Annotated in this window: 23 protein-coding genes; 12 read left to right on the top strand and 11 right to left on the bottom strand. The window is 69.5% G+C overall.

The genetic code is table 11. The features are described from left to right. Nucleotides 1–47: 47 nt before the first annotated feature. The 6 genes from ACT6S0_RS10590 to ACT6S0_RS10615 all read right to left on the bottom strand — a co-directional run bounded on the left by ACT6S0_RS10590 (nucleotide 48) and on the right by ACT6S0_RS10615 (nucleotide 5,340). The gene (locus ACT6S0_RS10590) at nucleotides 48–1,712 is read right to left on the bottom strand and encodes a long-chain-fatty-acid--CoA ligase (protein ID WP_444763848.1); all 1,665 of its coding nucleotides are present in this window, start codon (nucleotides 1,710–1,712) and stop codon (nucleotides 48–50) included. After that, a complete protein-coding gene (locus ACT6S0_RS10595; protein WP_444763849.1) occupies nucleotides 1,709–2,593 on the bottom strand; it encodes a DMT family transporter in 885 nt (294 codons plus the stop codon). Before ACT6S0_RS10595 ends, ACT6S0_RS10590 begins: the two co-directional genes overlap by 4 nt. A 10-nt stretch (nucleotides 2,594–2,603) precedes the next feature. Then, entirely contained in the window at nucleotides 2,604–2,834 is a 231-nt protein-coding gene (locus ACT6S0_RS10600; RefSeq protein ID WP_444763850.1) for a cysteine-rich CWC family protein, read from the bottom strand. Then, nucleotides 2,831–3,244, bottom strand: a complete 414-nt coding sequence (locus ACT6S0_RS10605) for a DUF1801 domain-containing protein (protein WP_444763851.1) — start codon at nucleotides 3,242–3,244, stop codon at nucleotides 2,831–2,833. Before ACT6S0_RS10605 ends, ACT6S0_RS10600 begins: the two co-directional genes overlap by 4 nt. 12 nt (nucleotides 3,245–3,256) lie before the next feature. Further along, nucleotides 3,257–3,955 carry a hypothetical protein gene (locus ACT6S0_RS10610; protein WP_444763852.1) on the bottom strand — a complete coding sequence of 233 codons (699 nt, stop codon included), beginning with the start codon at nucleotides 3,953–3,955 and terminating at the stop codon, nucleotides 3,257–3,259. 68 nt (nucleotides 3,956–4,023) lie between these two features. Continuing rightward, nucleotides 4,024–5,340 carry a DUF4397 domain-containing protein gene (locus tag ACT6S0_RS10615; RefSeq protein ID WP_444763853.1) on the bottom strand — a complete coding sequence of 439 codons (1,317 nt, stop codon included), beginning with the start codon at nucleotides 5,338–5,340 and terminating at the stop codon, nucleotides 4,024–4,026. A 194-nt stretch (nucleotides 5,341–5,534) separates the two neighbouring features. On the opposite strand from ACT6S0_RS10615, the gene ACT6S0_RS10620 reads away from it, so the two are divergent. Further along, complete coding sequence (locus tag ACT6S0_RS10620; RefSeq protein WP_444763854.1) at nucleotides 5,535–7,595, top strand: oxidoreductase; 2,061 nt, start codon at nucleotides 5,535–5,537, stop codon at nucleotides 7,593–7,595. A 5-nt stretch (nucleotides 7,596–7,600) separates the two neighbouring features. On the opposite strand, the gene ACT6S0_RS10625 is transcribed toward ACT6S0_RS10620, so the two are convergent. Together ACT6S0_RS10625 and ACT6S0_RS10630 are read right to left on the bottom strand one after the other, a co-directional pair. Continuing rightward, nucleotides 7,601–7,816, bottom strand: coding sequence for a hypothetical protein (locus ACT6S0_RS10625; protein ID WP_444763855.1), 216 nt, complete (start codon nucleotides 7,814–7,816; stop codon nucleotides 7,601–7,603). Between the two features lie 221 nt (nucleotides 7,817–8,037). Beyond that, complete coding sequence (locus ACT6S0_RS10630) at nucleotides 8,038–8,715, bottom strand: DNA alkylation repair protein (protein ID WP_444763856.1); 678 nt, start codon at nucleotides 8,713–8,715, stop codon at nucleotides 8,038–8,040. A 68-nt stretch (nucleotides 8,716–8,783) separates the two neighbouring features. Here ACT6S0_RS10630 and ACT6S0_RS10635 point away from each other — a divergent pair, with 68 nt between their 5' ends. Continuing rightward, on the top strand, nucleotides 8,784–10,343 hold the full coding sequence (locus tag ACT6S0_RS10635; protein ID WP_444763857.1) for a thioredoxin family protein: 1,560 nt from the start codon (nucleotides 8,784–8,786) through the stop codon (nucleotides 10,341–10,343). Nucleotide 10,344: 1 nt separating this feature from the next. On the opposite strand, the gene ACT6S0_RS10640 is transcribed toward ACT6S0_RS10635, so the two are convergent. Continuing rightward, on the bottom strand, nucleotides 10,345–10,548 hold the full coding sequence (locus ACT6S0_RS10640) for a hypothetical protein (RefSeq protein ID WP_444763858.1): 204 nt from the start codon (nucleotides 10,546–10,548) through the stop codon (nucleotides 10,345–10,347). Between the two features lie 215 nt (nucleotides 10,549–10,763). Here ACT6S0_RS10640 and ACT6S0_RS10645 point away from each other — a divergent pair, with 215 nt between their 5' ends. From ACT6S0_RS10645 to ACT6S0_RS10665, 5 genes are all read left to right on the top strand, one after another. Next, nucleotides 10,764–12,260 (top strand): alpha/beta fold hydrolase, encoded by a 1,497-nt coding sequence (locus tag ACT6S0_RS10645; protein ID WP_444763860.1) that lies wholly within the window; start codon nucleotides 10,764–10,766, stop codon nucleotides 12,258–12,260. Then, nucleotides 12,257–13,039 carry an ABC transporter ATP-binding protein gene (locus ACT6S0_RS10650; RefSeq protein ID WP_444763861.1) on the top strand — a complete coding sequence of 261 codons (783 nt, stop codon included), beginning with the start codon at nucleotides 12,257–12,259 and terminating at the stop codon, nucleotides 13,037–13,039. The genes ACT6S0_RS10645 and ACT6S0_RS10650 overlap by 4 nt, the downstream gene beginning before the upstream one ends. Next, complete coding sequence (locus ACT6S0_RS10655) at nucleotides 13,036–14,199, top strand: ABC transporter permease (protein WP_444763862.1); 1,164 nt, start codon at nucleotides 13,036–13,038, stop codon at nucleotides 14,197–14,199. The genes ACT6S0_RS10650 and ACT6S0_RS10655 overlap by 4 nt, the downstream gene beginning before the upstream one ends. Beyond that, nucleotides 14,196–14,687: a hypothetical protein gene (locus ACT6S0_RS10660; RefSeq protein WP_444763863.1), complete on the top strand. Its 492-nt coding sequence runs from the start codon at nucleotides 14,196–14,198 to the stop codon at nucleotides 14,685–14,687. The genes ACT6S0_RS10655 and ACT6S0_RS10660 overlap by 4 nt, the downstream gene beginning before the upstream one ends. 324 nt (nucleotides 14,688–15,011) lie before the next feature. After that, entirely contained in the window at nucleotides 15,012–15,236 is a 225-nt protein-coding gene (locus ACT6S0_RS10665; RefSeq protein WP_444763864.1) for a DUF2061 domain-containing protein, read from the top strand. On the opposite strand, the gene ACT6S0_RS10670 is transcribed toward ACT6S0_RS10665, so the two are convergent. Beyond that, entirely contained in the window at nucleotides 15,221–16,180 is a 960-nt protein-coding gene (locus ACT6S0_RS10670) for a LysR substrate-binding domain-containing protein (protein ID WP_444763865.1), read from the bottom strand. The genes ACT6S0_RS10665 and ACT6S0_RS10670 overlap by 16 nt on opposite strands. 96 nt (nucleotides 16,181–16,276) lie before the next feature. Between ACT6S0_RS10670 and gstA the strand changes: the two genes are divergently transcribed. The 3 genes from gstA to ACT6S0_RS10685 are packed head-to-tail and all read left to right on the top strand — an operon-like array spanning nucleotide 16,277 to nucleotide 17,491. Next, complete coding sequence (gene gstA, locus ACT6S0_RS10675) at nucleotides 16,277–16,888, top strand: glutathione transferase GstA (RefSeq protein ID WP_444763866.1); 612 nt, start codon at nucleotides 16,277–16,279, stop codon at nucleotides 16,886–16,888. A 10-nt stretch (nucleotides 16,889–16,898) separates the two neighbouring features. Beyond that, nucleotides 16,899–17,117, top strand: a complete 219-nt coding sequence (locus ACT6S0_RS10680; RefSeq protein WP_444763867.1) for a 2-hydroxymuconate tautomerase family protein — start codon at nucleotides 16,899–16,901, stop codon at nucleotides 17,115–17,117. Beyond that, nucleotides 17,114–17,491 carry a nuclear transport factor 2 family protein gene (locus tag ACT6S0_RS10685; protein ID WP_444763868.1) on the top strand — a complete coding sequence of 126 codons (378 nt, stop codon included), beginning with the start codon at nucleotides 17,114–17,116 and terminating at the stop codon, nucleotides 17,489–17,491. The genes ACT6S0_RS10680 and ACT6S0_RS10685 overlap by 4 nt, the downstream gene beginning before the upstream one ends. On the opposite strand, the gene ACT6S0_RS10690 is transcribed toward ACT6S0_RS10685, so the two are convergent. Next, the gene (locus ACT6S0_RS10690) at nucleotides 17,473–17,745 is read right to left on the bottom strand and encodes a YkgJ family cysteine cluster protein (RefSeq protein ID WP_444763869.1); all 273 of its coding nucleotides are present in this window, start codon (nucleotides 17,743–17,745) and stop codon (nucleotides 17,473–17,475) included. The two genes, ACT6S0_RS10685 and ACT6S0_RS10690, sit on opposite strands and share 19 nt — an antisense overlap. A gap of 73 nt (nucleotides 17,746–17,818) precedes the next feature. On the opposite strand from ACT6S0_RS10690, the gene ACT6S0_RS10695 reads away from it, so the two are divergent. Both ACT6S0_RS10695 and ACT6S0_RS10700 read left to right on the top strand, forming a co-directional pair. After that, on the top strand, nucleotides 17,819–18,073 hold the full coding sequence (locus ACT6S0_RS10695) for a type II toxin-antitoxin system Phd/YefM family antitoxin (protein ID WP_444763870.1): 255 nt from the start codon (nucleotides 17,819–17,821) through the stop codon (nucleotides 18,071–18,073). Further along, entirely contained in the window at nucleotides 18,073–18,492 is a 420-nt protein-coding gene (locus ACT6S0_RS10700) for a type II toxin-antitoxin system VapC family toxin (RefSeq protein WP_444763882.1), read from the top strand. The genes ACT6S0_RS10695 and ACT6S0_RS10700 overlap by 1 nt, the downstream gene beginning before the upstream one ends. Nucleotides 18,493–18,495 lie beyond the last annotated feature (3 nt).

The raw sequence follows: 18,495 nt of genomic DNA on the forward strand, positions 1-18,495 counted from the left end.
GAACCACGGTGTATTCCGCACGAGCGCGGTTACGCGTGAGACGTCACTCACCTGCCGCGCTCGCGCTCCTGCAGCGCCCGCCACATCACCTTGCCCGTGCCGCTCTTGGGCAGCTTGTCGGCGAACTCGATGCGCGCTGGCACCTTGTAGGCGGCCATGTTGGCGCGGCACCAGTCGCGCAGCTGTTCCTCCGTCAGCGCCTCATGCCCGGCGCGCCTGACGACCACGGCCTTGACCGTCTCGCCGCGGTAGGTGTCGGGGGCCGCGATGACGCAGGCCTCGGCAACGCCGGGATGGGCGTGCATGAGGTTCTCGACCTCGCTCGGCCAGACCTTGAAACCGCTCGCGTTGATCATGCGCTTGAGCCGGTCGGTCATGAAGAAATAGCCGTCGGCATCGACATAGCCGATGTCGCCGGTGCGGAAGAAGGGCCGGCCCTCGAGTTCGACGAAGACCCCCCGGGTCGCCTCGGGCTGGCGCCAGTAGCCGTCGAACACCATGGGGCCGTTGACGATGATCTCGCCGGCCTCACCCACCGGCAGTTCGCGCAGCGTGTCGGGGTCGACCACGCGGGCATCGCAGCTCAGGTAGGGCACGCCCAGGCACTGCTGCTTGGGTGCGTCGTAGGGGTTGGTGTGGCTGGGCGCGGCGGTCTCGGTCAGGCCATAGCCTTCCATGTAGCGCAGGCCCCAGCGCTGCCACAAGCGCTCGGCCACGGCCTGGGGCATGGCCGCGCCGCCGCCGCCAATGGTGACCAGGCTGCCGAGGTCGAAGCTGTCGACCTGCGGGCTGGCGAGCAGGTCGATGACCATGGTGGGGATGTTGGTCCAGCGCGTGACGCGGTGGTCCTTGATCAAGCGGGCGGCGTATTCGCGCTGCCAGCGCGGCATCAGCACCAGGGCGGCGCCTGCGGCCAGCGTGCCGTGCATGACGACGACCATGCCGGTGATGTGGAACATCGGCACGACGCCGAGCACCACGTCCTCATGGCTGACACCTCCCCACAGCGCGCCCGCGAAGACGTTGTGCTGCAGGCTGCGGTGGCGGTGCATGCAGCCCTTGGGGTGACCGGTGGTGCCGCTGGTGTAGGGCAGCAGCGCGAGGTCGTTGGCACCGACGGTGGTGGCGGGCGGCAAGGCGGTGCAGGCCAGCGCGTCGACCCAGGCGGTGGCGCCGGCGGGCAAGGCGATGTCGGCGTTGAGCCAGTCGGCCCAGCCTGCCGGCAGACCGGCGCCATCGGTCTGGCCACCGGGCAGCACCTCTGCAAGCCGTGTGATCAGCAGGTCAGCCGCCGCCATGCCGGCGGCCAGCCACTCGGCGCTGAGGTCGGCGCTGGTGATGGCCAGCACGGCGCCGCTGTCCTCGATGAGGTGCTTGAGTTCGGCCGCCTTGTTCATCGGGTTGACCGGCACCACGACGGCGTTGGCGCTCAGGATGGCGTAGTGGGCGATGACGAGCTGGGGACAGTTCTGCAGGCCGACCAGCACGCGCTCGCCCTTGCCCACGCCGCGCTCGGCCAGCCAGGCGGCCAGGCGCTCGACCTGTGCGGCCAGCTCGGCATAGGTCGTCGTGTGGCCCAGGTAGACCAGGGCCGGCCGGTGCGGGAACCGGCGCGCGCTGACCAACAGGTTGTCGGGCAGGGCCGTGGCCGGTGGCTCGATGGCGTGCGGCAGGCGGGCCGGCCAGAACTTGTGGTGTGCTCGGGGGGTCATGGCATCGTCTCCGGCCTTCTCTGCCCGACGACAAGGTAGACGCCGAGCAGCGTCACCACCATGCCGGCGATGGCTTGTGCGCCGAGTGTCTCGCCGAACAGCAACCACGCCATCACCGAGGTGACAGAGGGCACCAGATACATGGTGCTGGACACGGCGGTCACGCGGCCATGGCGCAGCATGTAGAACATCAGGCTGATACCGCCGGCCGTCAGCACCAGAATGCTCCAGGCCATGGCGACCAGCACCGGCGCATTCCACTCGATGCGCATCGGCTCCAGCCACCAGGCCAGCGGCAGCGTGACGGCCAGCGCCGCCAAGAACTGCACCACCTGGCCGGTACGCAGGTCGAACTGCGGCACGAAGCGCTTCTGGTACAGCGTGCCGCCGGTGATGGCCAGCAGCGCCATCACGCAGAGCAGCAGCGGCGCGCCATAGCTGCCGCCAATGTTGAGCTTGTGCCCGATGACGAGCACCACGCCGGTCAGCCCGAATGCGACGCCCAGCCATTGGCGCGGCGTCACGCGTTCACCGATCAGCGGCGCCAGTGCGGCCACCAGCACCGGCTGCAGGTTGACGATGAGTGCCGCCGTGCCGGCCGGCAGGCCCTGGCGGATGGCGACCCAGACACCGCCCAGATAGAGCGCCTGGATGCCGATGCCGGCCACGGCCAGGTGCAGCATGTCGCGCCGCGACGGCCAGGCCGCACGAGCGGCCAGGGCCAGGCCCAGCATCAGCAAGACCACGCCGGCATAGCGCCAGGCCAGGAAGGTCAGCGGGTCGGCATAGGGCGCCGCCAGCTTGGCGACGATGTAGCCGGTGGCCCAGATGAAGATGAACAGGGGCGGCGCGAGGCGGTCGAGGGTGGTCGTGACTGGCATCAGGCGGCCATCATGCCCGCACGCCGCTCGATGGGGACGTCAGCACCGGCGTCGCCCCAAGATCGCGCAGGCAGTTCATGCAAAGGCAGCGCCCGGGCCATTGGCCAGCGATCGCGGCGCGCTGCGCGTCGCTCAAGCGGATGCCGAAGCAGTCGCAATGGGCGGCTGGACCTGATGCCGCGCCGCAGGCGAAGCCGCCGCCGCAGCGCGGGCAGGTGGCGGCCGGCAGGGCGTCGCTCATCGGCGCACTTCGTTGAGCGCGGCCTCGCACAGCTCAGCCAGCACGCCCTCGTCCACGTCGGCCATGCGCTTGATGTAGACGCAGCCCTTGCCGGCGCGGTGTTTGCCGAGCCGGGCGAGCAAGGCGGCATGGACGCTGGCGTCGCAGGCCAGATAGAGGCTGATGTCGCCCTTGCCGCCGGCGCCGCTGGCGAAGCCGATCTCGAAGGTGTGGCCCTCACGGCCGCTTCCGTAGACATAGTGGTGGTCACCGAAACCGACCATCTTTCCCCACAGGCGCGGCGGATGGCCGCTCGCGCGGTGCATCAGCGCGGCCAGCGCCCGGCAGTCGGCGGCGCGGGCCTCGGGTTGGGCGGCGAAGAAGGCGGCGACATCAGCGTCGGTCGGCACGGTCTTGTTGGCTGTGGCCATGGCGGGCTCCGTTCAGAGTGGCCATTGTGGATCGTCGTCCGGCGGCAGCAGTGGCGTGGCGCGGGCCAGCGCCATCCAGGTGGCCAAGTCGGGCTTGCAGGCGCGCTTGGGCGCCGGGCGGGCGAGTTCGAGGTGGGTGGCGTGGCCTATGAGCACGCCGTACTCGCCGGGAATCTCGTCTGGATCGGCGATGCCCGCCTTGATGACGAACCAGCACTGGCCGCACAGCGCGCGGTAGGCGGCGGACTTGTGCGGGCGGCGCAGTTCGCCGAGCAGGTCGGCACGGCTGACCTTGATCTCATGGACGGCCGGTTCGAGGTAGTCCTCGACGGTGCTGTGGCGGATGGAATAGACGTCGGGCATGGCATTGACCCAGAGAGTCCTGCCGTCCTCCTGCGGCAGGCCGGCGCGCAGTGCCAGGCCGCGCCAGGCGATGCGGCCGGCGCGCTGCATCTCGGTGGCGACGCGCTCGACCAGCGCTTCGTGGCTATCCCTCGCGGCACGGTTGCGGCTCAGCGAGGCGGCGATGAGGGCGACACCGGCGTCCGTCACTCGCAGGCGCTCGCGGCCATCGGCCTCCCGCAGGCGCTCGATCCAGCCGGCCGCCAGCAGCTCGACCTCGACGAGATCCTGACAGGGCCAGCCGGCGCTGCGCCAGAGTTGGCGCAGGCGCTGCAGGTGCAAGCGGGTGGGCGGGGACACAGGCAACATCTTGCCGCCAGAAAAGGACAAGGCCCCCGGGCCGGTGGGCACGGGGGCCTTGCTGATGGGCGTGAGGCTTACGGGCGTTCGCGCTTGGGCAGCGCAGCGAGGCCGGCGATGGGAGCCGTCGTCGTGACGCCCGACGTGGTCGGCACCGCGAAGAAGGTCCACACGCTGTTGGCCGGGAAGACCAGCGCGCTATTCGTGTAGATGGTGCCGGCCGGTACGGTCAGGTCAACCTGCACGCCGGTCGCCGAAGACGACGTGGTACCGAAGGTCGAAGCGCTGCCGGCCGCCACGTTGGAGGCAATCGAGCCGAATGCAACGTTCAGGCCAGCGCCCGAGGTGGGCAGGGCGTTGACCAGGCGGATCTTGACTTCACCCGACACGGTGGGCAGGCGGTTGTCGTCGTCCAGCACGGTCAGCTGCGGATTGGCGGGGTCGCCCCAGACCAGCAACGTCGCATCCTTGCCGACGCCGAGCGTCGGTGCCGCGAAAGCCCGGTTGACGCCATTGACGGCGACGTTGAGCGTACTCGCGCCCGAGGCCGTGGTGACGTAGTCGCTGATCAGCGGGCTGATGGCGCCGTTGAACATCGTCTGGCCGTTGAGCGACGAGGTCACGGCACCGGCAGCGCTGAGCGCAGCGACGGTACGCACGCGGCTTTGCGTGTTGGCAAAGTTCTTGGCGACGCCCTTCTGGACCAAGGTGATGCCGTTGACCAGCACGCCGCCATCGGTGGCGGTCAGGATCAGCGTATTGACGCTGGCCGAGTCCAGCGTGATGGCCGGGATGTCCAGGCGCAGGTCGCTGCGCTTGTTGTAGCCGGTCACGCGCACCCGGAAGGTGCCCGAGTTGATTTCACCGTAGCCGCTGCCGGAGCCACCTTGCAGGTTGGTGGTGTGGGGAGTGGCCGAGTCGAGCGGATCCGTAGCACCCGTGACGTAAACATCCAGGGCGCCCGCGTCGGGCGCCAGGTTCAGAACCAGCAGCTTGGCCTTGTTGGCGGCAGGGACTGTTTCCGATTCCTGCAGCAGCGTCGTGCGGATGGCACCGGCAAAACCGTAGGTGATGTAGGTGTAGTTCGTGCCGCCGGTCAGCGTCGGCGTGGTCGCCGAAATGCTGGTGCCGACGGGGTTGGTGGTGACCTTGCTGGCCGTGGCGCCAGTGTTCACGCTGCCGTAGTCACCGACGCTGGCGTAGGCCACCGCAGTGTTGATCTTCTTCGAGTCGACCTCAAGATCGAGCGAGTTGTAGGAACGCGTGGCGTTGAGCAGGCGCACTTGCGTGTTGCTGTCGCCGTCCTTGCCTCCGCCGCCGCAGGCGGTCAGGAAGGCAGTGGCCGACAGGCTCAGCGTCAAGACCAGCCGGGTGGCCCAGGGGGTGAATCGCATCGAGAACTCTCCGAAAAAACCAAACCGCCGGGCCTATCCCTGCAATGCGGACTCGCGATTAGAACTCATGCCGAGGATGTCACGATTTCCACGCGCTAGCAGCCGGTGAAGAACTGTTGCCAAGGACAGACCCTGAGCCGCGCGGCGCCGGGGTGAGGAGAGCACTCCAATTCCGGCGTGGGCGCGTCGTTAGCATGCGCCGCATGAACTACCCCCACCTCTTCGCCCCCCTGGACCTCGGCTTCACGACGCTGAAGAACCGCGTGCTGATGGGCAGCATGCACACCGGGCTGGAGGACGGGCGCAAGCACTTCGAACGCATGGCCGTGTTCTTCGCGGAGCGCGCGCGCGGCGAGGTGGGCCTGATCGTCACGGGCGGCTTCGCGCCCAACATCGAGGGCTGGGCCAAGCCGTTTGCCGGCACGCTGGCGACTTCGGGCGCGGCGCGGCGCCACAAGATCATCACGGACGCCGTGCATGCCGAGGGCGGCAAGATCGCGCTGCAGATCCTGCACACCGGCCGCTATGGCTACTCGCCGCTGTGTGTGGCGCCGTCGCGCATCCAGAGCCCGATCACGCCGTTCACGCCGCGCGAGCTGTCGGCACGTGGCATCGAGCGGCAGATCCGCGCCTTCATCCGCTGCGCTAAGCTGGCGCGCGAGGCCGGCTATGACGGCGTGGAGGTGATGGGCAGCGAGGGTTACTTCATCAACCAGTTCCTCGTCACCCACACCAACCAGCGCACGGACGACTGGGGCGGGTCGTACGAGAACCGCATGCGCCTGCCGCTGGAGATCCTGGCGCGCATGCGCGAGGCGGTCGGGCCGGACTTCATCATCATCTACCGGCTGTCCATGCTGGACCTGATCCCCAATGGCAGCAGCTGGGACGAGGTGCTGGAGCTGGCGCGGCGCGTGGCGCGCGGCGGCGCAACCCTCATCAACACCGGCATCGGCTGGCACGAGGCACGCATCCCGACCATCGCGACCAGCGTGCCGCGTGCCGGCTTTGCCTGGGTGACGGCCAAAGTGCGCGCCCAGCTGCGCGCCGAGGGCATCACCACGCCGCTGATCACCAGCAACCGCATCAACATGCCCGAGGTGGCCGAAGGCGTGCTGGCCGATGGCAGTGCGGACATGGTGTCGATGGCGCGGCCTTTCCTGGCCGACTCGGAGTTCGTCAAGAAGGCCCGCCAGGGCCGGGCCGACGAGATCAACACCTGCATCGCCTGCAACCAGGCCTGCCTGGACCACACCTTCGCGCAGAAGATCTCGACCTGCCTGGTCAACCCGCGGGCGGCCTACGAGCAGGAGATCGTGCTGAAGCCCGTGCAGGGCAGGAAGAAGCGCGTCGCCGTCGTCGGCGCCGGCCCGGCGGGTCTCGCCGCGGCGACGACGCTGGCCGAGCGCGGCCATGCGGTGACGCTGTTCGACGGCGCGGCGGAGATCGGCGGCCAGTTCAACATGGCCAGGCGCATCCCGGGCAAGGAGGAGTTCAGCGAGACGCTGCGCTATTTCCGCCGCCGCATCGAGATCACCGGCGTGGAGCTGAAGCTCAACTGCCGCGTCTCGGCAGAAGACCTCAAGGGCTTCGACGAGGTGCTGCTGGCCACCGGCGTCAGCGCCCGCGATCCACGCATCAACGGCCAGGCCGAAGGCCAGGCGCGCGGCCAGGTGCTGAGCTACATCGACGTGCTCAGGCACGAGAAACCGGTCGGCGGCCGCGTGGCCATCGTCGGTGCGGGCGGTATCGGCTTCGACGTGGCCGAGTACCTGCTGGAGGCCGGCCACTCGCTGACGCTGGACCCGGCAGCCTGGCGCAGGCACTGGGGCGTGGGCGACCCCGAGCAGGTGCGTGCCGGCCTGCTGCGGCCCGCACCCGAGGCGCCCGCGCGGCAGATCACGCTGCTGCAGCGCAAGGCCGGCAAGCCCGGCGCGGGCCTGGGCAAGACGACCGGCTGGATCCACCGCGCGGCGCTGAAGATGAAGCACGTCGACATGCTGGCGGGCGTCAACTACGAGCAGATCACACCCGAGGGGCTGTGGGTCAGCTATGGCGAGAAGCGGGCAGACGCGCAGCTGATCGAGGCCGACACCATCGTGCTGTGCGCCGGTCAGGAGCCGCTGCGCGAGCTGGAGGCGCCGTTGAGGGCGGCCGGCGTCAAGGTCCACCTGATCGGCGGTGCGCTGGAGGCCGGCGAGCTGGATGCCAAGCGAGCCATCCTGCAGGGCACCAAACTGGCCTGCGCGCTCTGAGCGGCTCAGCGCTGGGAGAGTTCCCAGAGTTGGTAGAGGGTGTCGTTGTCCTGCTCCGAGACTTCCAGGCCGGTGGCCAGGTCGAAGCTGGAGTCGAACCAGCCGCCGACCTCCGCCTTGGCGTTGACGCCGTTGCCACCGTTTGCGCGGGGCCGCTGTACCTGAGTCATCGGCAGCTTGGCGGTGGACCAGGCTTGTTGCGAAGAGCTGAAGAATTGCATGTTGGGCTCCCGGGCTTGAGGGTTGGACGCGGTGGAGAACGTCACACCATCAGCATCGGCGCCAGCCCTTCCGCCGGCCATCACCCGGAAGGTGGAACGACGGGGGAGGGCTGGAGAGGCCTCCCCCCCAACTCACCCAAAAGGGGGATTAAAAATAGGGTCAGGTTCCTTATCGCTTGATCCCCGCACTTGGACGCGCTCTTCGGTGATCCGCCGAGCCGCTAGCCGCCGTCCCGGCTCAGCTCGCGGCGGGCATCCGCCCCGATCCAGCGCGCCGACTTCTCGCTAACGCCACACAGCCGCTGCGCCACGGCGAGCGCGGGCTCACGCAAACCACCGCTGCGCTTGCCGATCTGGCGCAGCGCCCAGTTCACGGCCTTCTTGACGAAATGGCGCTCGTCGCCGGCTGCGGCTTCGATCAAGGGCAGGCGGGCGAGGAAGTCGGCATCCGGCCGGGTCTTGTGGTGCACGGCGGCCACGGCCAGCAGCGCGAAACTGGCGCGCCTCTCGAATTCCGCCTCGCGCGCCGCCCAGCGCGGGATGGCATCCCAGGCCAGCGGGCTCTTGACGAAGGCGTTGGTGCAGGCCTGGTCGCAGACGTCCCAGGCGCGCATGCCCGCCACCCAGTGGTCCATCTGCTCGACCGTCAGCTTCGCGGGCTCGGCCACCATGCTGGCCAGGATCTGGGCGTCGGGGATGCCGGTATCCCACAGCGCCAGCGCCAGTTCGTGGTCGCGCTTGAACTCGCGGGCCAGCGCGCGCAGCGTCGGCACGGCCAGTCCCAGGCGAGCCTCGCCAGTCAGGCCGAACCGGGCCATGGCATCGAGCGCCTCCGGGCGGGCCTGCCCGCGCAACGCGGCCAGCGCGTTATCCAACTGAAGATTGCGCTTATTCGGCATGCGCGGATTCTGCGGCGCCGGACGAGGCGGACAATCCCGGCTTCGACACGATCGACACCACAGGCCCGATGAAGCTCAACCCCTGTTTCGCCGCCCTGGCTACCGCCTTCTTGTTGGCCGCCACCCCGGCCGCCCGCGCCGCCACCGGCCCGGGCGTGTCCTGGCAGGCCGCCGCGGCCGATGCCGACATCGACCGCTACTTCGTGCAGGCCAAGGCCGAGAAGAAGCCGGTGCTGCTGTACTGGGGCGCCAAGTGGTGCCCGCCCTGCAACCAGCTCAAGGCCACGCTGTTCAACCGCGCCGACTTCATCGAGCAGAGCAAGGCCTTCGTCGCGGTCGGCATCGACGGCGACGCGCCCGGCGCGCAAAAGCTGGGCACGCGCTTCAAGGTGCGTGGCTACCCGACGCTGATCCTGTTCAACGCCAACGGCAGCGAGGTCACGCGCCTGCCCGGCGAGGCCGACGCGGCCCAGGTCATGAAGGTGCTGCAGCTGGGCCTGTCCAGCGGCCGGCCGGTCAAGGCCGTGCTGGCCGATGCCCGGGCGGGCAGGAAGCTGTCAGCCAATGAATGGCGGCTGCTGGGTTTCTATGGCTGGGAGACGGACGAGCAGCAGCTGCTGCCCGTGGCCGAGCGACCGGCGACGCTGGCCCAGGTGGCCAAGGCCAGCGAGTGCGCCAACCATGGGGATGCGGAGACGACGACGCGGCTGTGGCTGAAATCCATCGGCGCATTGGCTGAGGGCAAGGCGGCCGACCCCGCCCAGCTGCCACGGTTGCGCGGCGTGCTGGCCGACCCGGCGCAGGCGCGCGCGCAGATGGACGTGCTGGGCAATGAGGCGCCAGACCTCGTCAAGGCGCTGGCGCCGACCGTGGGCGAGTCGCGCACGGCCCTCGTCGCCGCGTTCGACACCGCGCTGAAGCGCCTCAACGAAGACTCGACGCTGTCGCGCGCCGACCGGCTGAACGCGCTGCAGGCCCGCATCGACCTGGCCCGCATCGACACGGCCAAGGACGAGCCGAATCCGAAGGGCATCCCCGCCGCGCTGCTGGCCGAGGCCCGCGAGCAGACCAGCCGTGCCAACCGCGAGATCACCGACGGTTTCGAGCGCCAGGCCGTCATCACCCAAGCGGCCCACCTGCTGGGCCGCGCCGGCCTGTGGAAGGAGAGCGACGAGCTGTTGAAGTCGGCCCTGGCGCGCAGCCACTCGCCCTACTACCTGATGAGCCAGCTGGGCGGCAACGCCAAGAAGCAGGGCCGCAAGCTGGACGCGCTGCGCTGGTACGAAGAGGCCTTCAACAAGAGCGAGGGCCCGGCGACGCGGCTGCAGTGGGGCTCGGGCTACCTGGCCGCACTGGTGGAGCTATCGCCCGAGGACACGCCGCGCATCGAGAAGGCCGCCGCCCAGCTGTTCGCCGAGGCCGAGAAGGACCCCGGCGCCTTCCACGAGCGTAGCGAACGGTCGCTCAAGCGCGTCGCCAGCCTGCTGGGGAGCTGGAACCAAAGCCCGACACAGGCCGCCGCCGTGGGCCGCCTCAAGGCGCAGCTGGACGGTGTCTGCGGCAAGCTGGATGCGGCCGATGCCAAGGCCAGGTCGGCCTGCCAGGGCTTGATGAAGCCCAAGGCCTGAATCAGCCGTCCGACAGCAGCGGCTCGCGCCGCAGGTCGGCGTCCACGTCCATCAGCACGCTGGCCAGTTCCAGCGTGCGCCACAGGCCCTCGGGCATGGCCATGATGGCCTCGGGGGTGCGCGCCTGGCTGACCCAGGCACCAATCTCGGCATGCTGCTCGCGGGTCAGCAGGCAACGATCACGCATCTCGTCGAGTGTCTGCACGCACTGCCTTTCTTCGCGGCGGGGCCGCTGTCGGTATGTTGAGGTGGGCAGGCGCTTGCAGCGGCGCCACGCGCAGCGCAAAAGTAGCACAGGCCTGCCATTCATCACGCATCCGGGACCATTCAACCGACCCGGCCGCCGGCCGACGCTGACCCGGCGCCCACCCACGCGGGGGCCTGGATACTCGCGGCCAACCCGTCCCCGAAAGCCCTGTCATGCCCCTGCCCGCCCGGCGCGCCTGTGCGCTCGCCGCTCTCGTCCCAGCCCTGCTGCTCGGCCCGTCGCTGGCCCACGCGGCTGCGGCGCTCAAGCCCTGCCGCATCGACGGCATTCCCAACGAGCTGCTGTGTGGCAGCCTGCAACGCCCGCTCGACCCGGCGCGGCCGGACGGCGCAAAGGTGGACATCCACTATCTCGTCGTGCCGGCGATGGCGCGCAACAAGCAGCCCGACGCCGTGTTGATGCTGGCCGGCGGGCCCGGCCAGAGCGCGATCAACGTGGCGCCCCGGGTGCTGCAGCGGCTCGGGCGGCTGAACAACCGGCGCGACCTGGTCTTCATCGACCAGCGCGGCACCGGCAGGTCGGCGCCGCTCGACTGCCCGGACGACAGCAAGCTGCCGATCACCGAGCAACTCGACACGGCCGCGCAGATGCGCCGCCTGGACGCATGCCGCGCGGCGCTGGAGAAGCTCCCGCATGGGGATTTGCGCTTCTTCACGACGACCATCGCCATGCAGGACATGGACGCCGTGCGCGAGCACTTGAGCGTGCCGCAATGGAACCTCATCGGCGGCAGCTACGGCACGCGCGCCGCGCTGGAGTACCTGCGCCAGTTCCCGGCCAAGGTGCGCCGCACCATCCTCGATGGCGTGGCGCCGCCCGACATGGTGCTGCCGGCCAGCTTCTCGCCTGACACCCAGGCGGCGCTGGACAAGCTCATCGACGCCCACATCAAGACCCACCCCGGGCTGCGCGCTGACTGGCACAAGCTGCTGGACTCGCTGCCGCGCCAGGTCAGCGTCGCTCACCCGCTGACCGGCGTGCCCGAGCGATTCACGGTCGACCGCGAGCTGCTGCTGCGCGCCGTGCGGCCGCCGCTCTACCAGCCCGCGCTGGCCGCGGCCCTGCCCGCTGCCCTCCATGCAGCCGCAGCCGATGGCCGCTTCGAGGGCCTGTTCGGCCTCACGACTGCCTTCGGCACGGGCAAGGGCATGAAGCTGGCAATGGGCATGCACTTCTCGGTCATCTGCGCCGAGGATGTGCCGCGCCTGGCGCAGGCGAGCGACGCCCCGGCGGCGGACTTCGGCCGTGTCGACGCCGACATGTATGCCCGCGTCTGCAAGACCTGGCCCCGCGGCGAGGTGCCGGCGGACTTCTACAAGATCCCGCCCGCGCCCAGCCCCGTGCTGCTCATGAGTGGCGGCGCCGATCCCGCCACGCCGGCACGCCACGGCGAGCGCGTGGCCCGGCTGCTCTCCGCCGGCAACCCGGCGCGCGTGCAGCATCTCGTCGTGCCAGAAGCCGGCCATGGCGTCATGGCCGTGGGCTGCGTGCGCGATGTCATGTTCCGCTTCATCGACGCCAAGACCGACGAGGCTGCGCTGCCCGAGGGCTTCCTGAAGGACGCCGCCTGCGCAACACGCGTCCCGCGGCCGCCGGCCATCCAGCCCGTACAGCCCGTCCAGCCGGTTCAAGCAAAGGCGCCGAAATGATCGAGATCCAAGACGTTCACAAGCACTTCGTCGCCCAGACCGGCGGCGGCCTGTTCAAGCGAGGCAAGAAGCGCATCGTGCATGCCGTGCAAGGCGTCAGCGTGAGCGCTGCGAATGGCCGCATCACCGGCCTGCTGGGCGCCAACGGCGCGGGCAAGACAACCACGCTGCGCATGCTGGCCGGCCTGATCAAGCCCGACGCAGGTCATATCGGCTGCGACGGCATCACCGTGCAGGACGCACCGCTGAGAGCCCTGGCGCGCATGGGCATCCTGGGTGACGCCCACGGCCTGTACCCACGCCTGAGTGCCCGCGAGAACATCGCCTACTTCGGCCGCCTGCAGGGCATGGCGCCCGAGACTGCCAACGCGCGGGCCGAGGAGCTGGCCCGGCTGCTGGACATGCAGGCCATCCTGGACCGCCGCGCCGATGGCTTCAGCCAGGGCGAGCGCATGAAGACGGCGCTGGCCCGCGCCCTGGTGCACGACCCCGCCAACATCGTGCTGGACGAGCCGACCAACGGCCTGGACGTGCTGGCCACCCGCGCGCTGCGCGAGGCCCTGCGCTGGCTGCGCAGCGCCGAGGGCGGCGGCAAATGCATCGTCTTGTCGACGCACATCATGCAGGAGGTGGAGCTGCTCTGCGACGAGGTGGTGATCGTCTCCCATGGGCGCAGCGTGGCGCGCGGCAGCGTGCCGGAGCTGCTCGAACAGGCGGGTGAACCGCGCTTCGAGGACGCCTTCGTCACGCTCGCATTTCCCGAAGAGGTGGCCGCATGAACAAGGGCTGGATCGTTTTCATCAAGGAGCTCGGCGACGCGTTGCGCGACCGGCGCACGCTGCTGCGCCTGCTTCTCCCCGCCCTGCTGATGGGCCCGCTGCTGCTGATGGCGCTGTCGGGCCTGATCGCCTCGTTCGAGGAGCGCGCCGAGCGGCGCGAGCTGATGGCCGTGGGCATCGAGCATGCGCCGACGCTGAAGAACTTCATCGAACGCCAGACCTACACGGTCAAGACCGCGCCGGCCGACTACGAAGCCCAGCTGCGTGCCACCACGCTGCTGGAGCCGGTGATGGTGGTGCCGGCGGACTTCGAGGCCAAGCTGCTGGCCGGCGAGGCGCCGACGGTGGAGGTGGTCAGCGACAGCGCCAACCAGCGTGCCAGCGGCGGCGTGGGCGCCATCAAGGGCCTGCTCTGGGGCTTCAACCGCGAGCGCGCGTCGCTGACCCTGGCGATCCGCGGCGTGTCCACCGAGCTGCTGGAGCCGGTGGACATTGAGGACCGCGACCTCGCCAGCGTGCAGGCCCGCGCGGCTCGCCTGACCAGCATCATCCCGATGTTCATCATCATGGCCGTGCTCTACGGCGCGCTAACGGCGGCGCTGGACAGCACGGCGGGTGAGCGCGAGCGCGGCTCGCTGGAGCCGCTGTTGATGAACCCCGCACCGCACGGCGCCATCGTGGCGGGCAAGTGGGGCGCCGTCGCGCTGCTGGGAATGGCAGTGGCACTGCTTGCTTCCTTGAGCTTCGTGCCGGCGCAGTGGCTGCTCAGGAGCGACAGCCTGCAGGCCATGTTCCAGTTCGGCCTGGGCGAGGTGGCGGCCTTCTGGCTGCTGCAGATCCCGCTGGCCGCCGGCCTGTCGGCGGTGCTGATGGCCCTGGCCATCCGCTCCAAGACCTTCAAGGAAGCGCAGGCCAGCAGCACCCTGGTCATCACGGCCGTCAGCCTGGCGCCGATGGTCGGCCTGCTCAACCCGGGCGGCGATGCGCCGTGGTATCTCTGGGTGCCAGGCCTTGCGCAGAACACGCTGATGCTGGCCGTGCTGAAGGGCGAGACGCTGCGTTGGGCCCAGGTGATGCCGGGCGTCGTCATCGGTCTGGCGCTGACGGTCGTGGCGTTGTTCTACGTGGCGCGGTCCATGCGTGCCGCGGTCGCCCGATGAGGGCCGGCGCTGCCCTGGCAGGGCTGGCGCTGGCCGGCTGCGCGAGTTTGGAGCCGGCCACGCCGCCCGACTACACCGGCCCGACGGCCAACGTGGCCGACCAGGCGGTGCAGGTCAGCGACCAGCGGCTGCATGTGTTCGAGATGACGCAGGTGGACGGGCGGCGCCTGGCAACCACCAGCATGGCCACCGTGCGTGCCAGCCAGGGCCGCGGCTTTGCGGTGGCGCCGGTTGCCCTGACGAACGAGCTGCCGCTGCGCCCCGTCCGTGTGCGGCTGCAGGCGACGACGCAATACGCCGCGCCCGTCCTCGCGCTGACCAACCCGACCTGCCAGGTGCAGGGCGACGTCGCCTTCACGCCGGAGGCCGGCAAGGCCTACCGTGTGGCTGGCCGCATTGCGGCCGAGGCTTGCGAGGCCTGGATCGAAGATCTGGCGAGCCGGCAGCCGGTGACGGACAAGGTCCCCGGCAAGGGCATTCAGCCCTAGAGCCGTCGCGCGGCGGCCGCCAGCAGCGCGCGCGAATAGCGGCGGTGAAAGCCAAGCAGGGCGTGGAAGACCCAGCCCATGCGTGCCCCGCCGCCTGCCGCGTGGCGCCAGACGGCCAGCCGATCACCAGCGTGTAGGCATCGGCAAAGGCGCTGCGCTGCCTGGCGAGACGCGCGAGCAGGCTGTCGGGTGGGAGCGGGGGGTCGGTCGGCGTCATGGCGCCGGAGCGTAAATGCCGATGAGCGGGATAGCCGGAACTGATTGGCTCCCGAAGCTGAGAATCATTAGCATTTGGCTATTCAAATCAGATCGGCGATAGAGACCATGGCCAAAACTGCCAGCTTCGGCATCCTGCACCTCGGCACTTCTTTCGGCATCACATACGCGCTGACCGGCAGCGTCGCCATCGCCGGCGCGGTCACCTTCATCGAACCGCTGGCGAACACGGTGCTGCACTACTTCTTCGACAAATACTGGGACCATCCGCGCGCGGCGGCGTTCCGGGCACGCTGGCATGGTGCCCGCCGCGCGGCTCAGCCGGCCGGCTGAGCCTTCAACGCAGGCCGTCCAGCAGGCCCGGCCGTCGCGGTGAAACGCTGGACGAGGAAGTCCAGCAGCACGCGCACACGCAGCGGCAGGTGGCGGTGGGCCGGGTAGAGCAGCGAGAACGGCCGCGAGGCGCCAGCGTGCTCGGTCAGCACTTCCTGCAGCTGTCCGTCGCGCAGCTCGCTTTCGACGAGGAAGCGGTAGGTCTGCGCCAGGCCCGCGCCGGAGCGCGCGAGCGTGACGGGGCCGAGGATGTCGTCGGCACAGCGCAGCCGGCCGCGCGTGGGGTGCTCGACGAGCTGCCCGCCCGCCATGAACATCCAGGGCACCGGCGCGCCCGTGCTGGGCAACAGGAACTGGATGCACTCGTGCGCGTCCAGCTCCTGCAGCGACTGCGGCCGGCCGTGGCGCTGCAGATAGGCCGGCGTGCCCACGACGACGAGGGCGGCGTCCTCCAGCTTGCGCGCGACCAGCCCGGAGTCGGGCGGATGACGTCCGCGGATGGCGAGATCGAAGCCCTCCTCGGCGAAGTTGACGTTGCGGTTGCTCAGCTGCAGCTCCAGCTGCACGCCGGGGTGCCGGGCCAAGAACTCGGACAGCACCGGCAGCACCCGCAGGTGGCCATAGGACGTGGGCAGACTGACGCGCACCAGCCCCGAGGCCAGCGCCTGCAGGCCGGTGACCTCGCGTTCGGCCGCGGCCAGTTGGTGCAGCGCCTCGCGGCATTGCTCGTAGAAGCGCTGGCCCTCCGGCGTCAGGCGCACGCGCCGTGTGGTGCGCGCCAGCAGCCGCACGCCGAGCCGGGCTTCCAGCCGGTTGACCGAGCGACTGACGCCCGCCGTCGTCAGCCCGACCGCCCGCGCTGCGGCGGTGAAGCCCTCGTGCTGGGCCACCAGGCAGAACAGCTCGATGCCGCCCAGTTGCACGCCTTCGAATTGCCGGTTCATTGTGGACATCCAGGCCTAAAGTGATTTGAGTCTAGGCTGGTTTGTGGACCTGTCGGCTATCAATAGCATGAGCTTTCCTTGACCTCCCGGACTGCTATGAAGCTCTACTACGCCCCCGGCGCCTGCTCGCTGGCCTCGCACATCGTGCTGCGTGAAACCTCAGCCCCCTTCACGCTGACGCGCGTGAACCTCGCACGCCACCGCGTGGAAGACGATGGCAGGGACTTCTACGCCTTGACCGCGAAGGGCCAGGTGCCGCTGCTGGAACTGGCCGACGGCACGCGCATCTCCGAAGGCCCGGTCGTCATGCAGTACATCGCTGACACCGGGGGCGCCCACGAGCTGCTGCCGCCGCCCGGCACGCTGGCAAGGCTGCGCGTATTGGAGTGGTGCAACCACCTGACCTCGGAAATCCACAAGTCCTTCACGCCGCTTTTCCACGGCCATGTGGATGGCACTGCCGCACAGACGCTCCGCGGCCTGCTGAAGAAGAAGCTGGCCTTCCTGGACGAGCAGCTGGCGGACAAGCGCCATCTCACCGGCGACGCCTTCACCGTGGCCGATGCCTACCTGTTCGTGCTGCTGGGCTGGTGCCCGCCGGTGCAGCTGGACATCTCGGACCTGGCCCGGCTGAACGACTTCCAGGCCCGCGTGGCCGACCGCCCGGCGGTGCAGGCCGCCATGAAGGCCGAAGGCCTGCTGCACTGAAGGAGCGGCCATGCCCTACGTGCTCATCCAGGTCACCCGAGAAGGCGTGACCGCCGAACAGAAAGCCACGCTGATCCGGCAAACCACCGACCTGCTGGTTCAGGTGCTGGGCAAGGACCCGGCGGCCACCTTCGTCGTCATCGAGGAGGTGGATACCGACAATTGGGGGGTGGCCGGCGAGACCGTCACCCGCCTGCGCGCCCGCACCGCGGCCGGGGCGGGGCGATGACCCATACCGCCGTTGAGGAGATCACCGCGCTGGTGCGAACCTACCTGGACGGCCTCTACCACTGCGACACGCAGCGGCTGGCGGCCGTCTTCCACCCGCTGGCGCTCTACGCCACCGCCGCCGGTCCGCGGCCGCTGCTGCTGCGGCTGGCGGAGTACCTGCCCGTCGTCGCGCAGCGCGACCCACCGGCGCGCACTCGGGCGCCGCGCCTGGAGCAGATCCTGTCCATCGACATCGCGGGGCCGACGACGGCGATGGTCAAGCTGCGCTGCCGCTTCTTCGGCAAGGACTATGTGGACTTCCTGACGTTGATTCGGGCCGATGGCCGCTGGCAGATCGTCGCCAAGGTCTTCCACTACGACGAGGTCGGTTGAGCCGGCGCGGTCTCGCGCTCCATCCAGCCCAGCCAGCGCATCGCCTGCTCGCGGCTGTCGCCGCACATCTCCTCGTGCGGCGGCAGCGAGCCGCAGACCGCCGGCCGCTCGGCCTGGCCGAATACCTTGCAGCGCAGGTCATCGTCCAGCTGCACGCAGCGCACGCCGGCCGGCTTGCCGTTCGGGTGGCCAGGAATGGGCGAGCTGATCGACGGAGCGATGCAGCAGGCGGCGCAATGCGGTCGGCAGGTCATTGGGCGGCAGTCCATTGGCGGAATTGTCGCGCCGGCCATAAAATGTGCAAATCCATAGATTTGTACAAATCACATGCACAGCCTGCCCTTGAGCGAATTCCGCGCCAATGTGTCCGCCATGCTCGACCTGGTGGAACAGGGCGAGACCGTACGCATCCTGCGCCATGGCAAGCCGGTGGCGGAGCTGGTGCCGGTGGTGGAGAAAGCCGCTGAGGCGCAACATGTGCCGAGCTGGAAGCGGCCGGTCACGCCGGTGACCTGCGTCAACATGAACGGGAAGACGGCGGCACAGATGATCGTTGAAGAACGCGAGTCGGCCCCGTGGTGATGAAGCTGCTGGTGGACACCTCGGCGTTGTTCAAGCGCTTCGTCAACGAGGCGGGCCAGGAGGCTGTCGAGGCCGTGATCGCGCAGGCGGACAGCCTGCTCGTGGCGCCGCACTGCCGGCTGGAGTTGCTGTCGGCCGCGATGCGCCTGCGCTGGGAAGGCCGGCTGGAGGTCGCGGGCTGGCAAAGCCTCTGCGGTGAGATCGACAGCAGCATGCAGGAGGTGGAAGTGCTGCCACTGACGCCGTCGCTGGAACGCCTGGCCATCCGCGCGCTGGAGGTCGCGCCACTGCGCGCGATGGACGCGCTGCACGTGGCGGGCGCGGCGATGGCACGGGTAGATTTGTTCGTCACTGCCGACCGCCGGCAAGCCGCCGCCGCCAAGGCCTTCGGCTTGCCGACACAACTGATCGAGGTCTGATCC

Source organism: Roseateles sp. (genome assembly GCF_052436255.1).
In the GTDB taxonomy this organism is placed as follows: domain Bacteria; phylum Pseudomonadota; class Gammaproteobacteria; order Burkholderiales; family Burkholderiaceae_C; genus Pelomonas.